The sequence below is a fragment of the bacterium genome (assembly GCA_024224155.1).
Classification (GTDB): Bacteria; Acidobacteriota; Thermoanaerobaculia; order Multivoradales; family JAHEKO01; genus CALZIK01.
In genome coordinates, this window is the sequence record JAAENP010000111.1 from 1 (window position 1) to 1,975 (window position 1,975).

Here is a 1,975-nt window from a genome sequence, read left to right on the forward strand (position 1 = left end):
ACCCGAGCTTCGCGACAATCCTCAGAGTGGCACGCGCTCTCGGTCTGCGCCTGCACGCAGCAACAGCTTGAAGCTGCGTCGTTGGGCGCGCGAGGCTTCGCCTCTTATGCCGAGCTCGGCATAAGAGGCGTTATGCCGAGTCCCGGATTATGCCGAGTACTCCCGTCTCAGATCTCTGGTTCACGGGTTTTGCTGGGATCAGCCCATAGTAGTTCTCGGCATAATCATAGGCTCTCTAGAAACAGTATCAGGCTGTCGCTAGGCCGGTAGCGGCCGGGCCGCACATTGGGAGGAGTGGTCATCTCCAGAATCTTCTCCTTGAGCTTGAGATTGGCATGGAGGTAGACCTGCGTCGTCTCCACACGCTCGTGGCCGAGCCACAGGGCGATGACTGTGCGGTCCACCCCGTGGTGGAGCAGATTCATCGCAGTGCTGTGGCGCAGGACATGAGGCGAGATCCGCTTCTTGGCCATAGAGGGGCATTTTTCGCTCGCGGCGGCGACGTGTTTGGCGAGCAGGTACTCGACGGCATCTCGGCTGAGTGATCCGCCGCGGATACTGGGGAAGAGAGGATCCTCCGGCCGTCCGTTGCGCTCCGTGAGCCACAGGCGGAGGATCCTCGCGACCGGCTTGCTCAGGGGTGTCGAGCGCTCCTTTCGCCCCTTACCGACGCAGCGGACGTGAGCTCCAGAGCCGAGCGCGGCGTCCTCACAACACAGGGCGGTCAGTTCCGAGACCCGCAGACCGGTGTCGACGGCGAGGCTCAGAAGCGCCCGGTCGCGGCGGCCTGTCCAAGTGCCGAGATCCGGCGCGTCGAGCAGAGCCTCGGTTTCTTCTTGGGCGAGAAACTCGACCTCCCGGCGTTGGAAACGCTTGGTGGGGATCGCCAAGACGCGCTGGATCAGAGCACTGTGGCCAGGTTCCTCCAGAGCGGCATAGCGATAGAAGGAGTGAATCGCCGCCAAGCGGTTGTTGCGGGTGCGTGCACAGTTGCCACGATCTTCTTCGAGATGATCCAGGAATCGGGTCATGAAGGAGGCATCCAGATCCTCGAGTTGGAGGTCCGAAGGCGCCTTGTTCAAGGACTGTTGAGCGAATCTCAGGAGCAGGCGAAAGGCGTCGCGATAGCTGGCGATGGTATTCGGACTCGCCCCCCGTTGGCGCATCAGACGGTCGGTGAAGAATCTCTCGAGCAAGGCGGGGAAGTTGGAGGTCATGGCCGGGGGCCTCCGTAGTGACCTTGCTCGCGCCGCAGGCTAGCCCATTGCAAGAGCTCAGGTACGGCGCTGAGATACCAGTAGGTGTGACTGACATGGGTGTGGCCGAGGTAGGTGGCGAGCTTGGGCAGATTCCGCTCGACGTCGACGCCTGTGCGATACCAGTTCAAGAGTGTCCGCACCGCGAATCGATGTCGAAAGTCGTGGAGGCGCGGCCCCCGGCGATCACAGGGTCCTCGCAGTCCGATCTGGCGCGAGAGCTCAGCAAAGGTGCCACGGACGGTGGTCTTGGCAAGTCGTCTGCCGTGCTCGGAGACCAAGCAGCTGGGGGTCTTCAGCTGTGGGTAAATCTCGTCGCGTAAAGCCTGGTAGTCGGCCAGCGCCTGGTGTGTGGAGGCATGGATCGGCACGAGCCGAGACTTGCCAAACTTGGTGCGCTGCACGAGGAGGATGTCCGCGTCCAGATCGACGTCTTCGCGGTCCAGATCGATGGCCTCGCCCATCCGCATGCCCGTGACCGCCAGTAATCCGACCAAGGTCGTGTAGGTGGCGGCGCGCAGACCGGTGGCCGAGGGCAGTTGGCCTGCGGCCTGCAAGAGTTGCTCGACTTGTCGGTCGTTGTAGATGTAGGGCGCCTTGCGGCGATAGCTGGCTGGGATCAGCCCTTGTGGCGGGATTTCGGTACGGGGATCCACAGCGCTCCGATAGCGGGCAAAGAGCCGCACCATGCCCAGGCGCCGCGCCCACCAAGCCGACTG

General features: G+C 62.9%; 2 protein-coding genes. Both read right to left on the minus strand.

Translation table 11 applies throughout. The features are described 5' to 3' along the window. Positions 1 to 224 precede the first annotated feature (224 nt). The gene (locus GY769_06240) at positions 225 to 1,217 is read right to left on the minus strand and encodes a site-specific integrase (protein ID MCP4201519.1); all 993 of its coding nucleotides are present in this window, start codon (positions 1,215 to 1,217) and stop codon (positions 225 to 227) included. Then, the coding region (locus GY769_06245; protein ID MCP4201520.1) for a tyrosine-type recombinase/integrase at positions 1,214 to 1,975 on the minus strand (762 nt) is incomplete at its 5' end. The genes GY769_06240 and GY769_06245, both read right to left, overlap by 4 nt.

Bases quoted from the DNA above. Each gene is read 5' to 3' on its own strand.
- GY769_06240 (MCP4201519.1), bottom strand. From the start codon at position 1,217: ATGACCTCCAACTTCCCCGCCTTGCTCGAGAGATTCTTCACCGACCGT.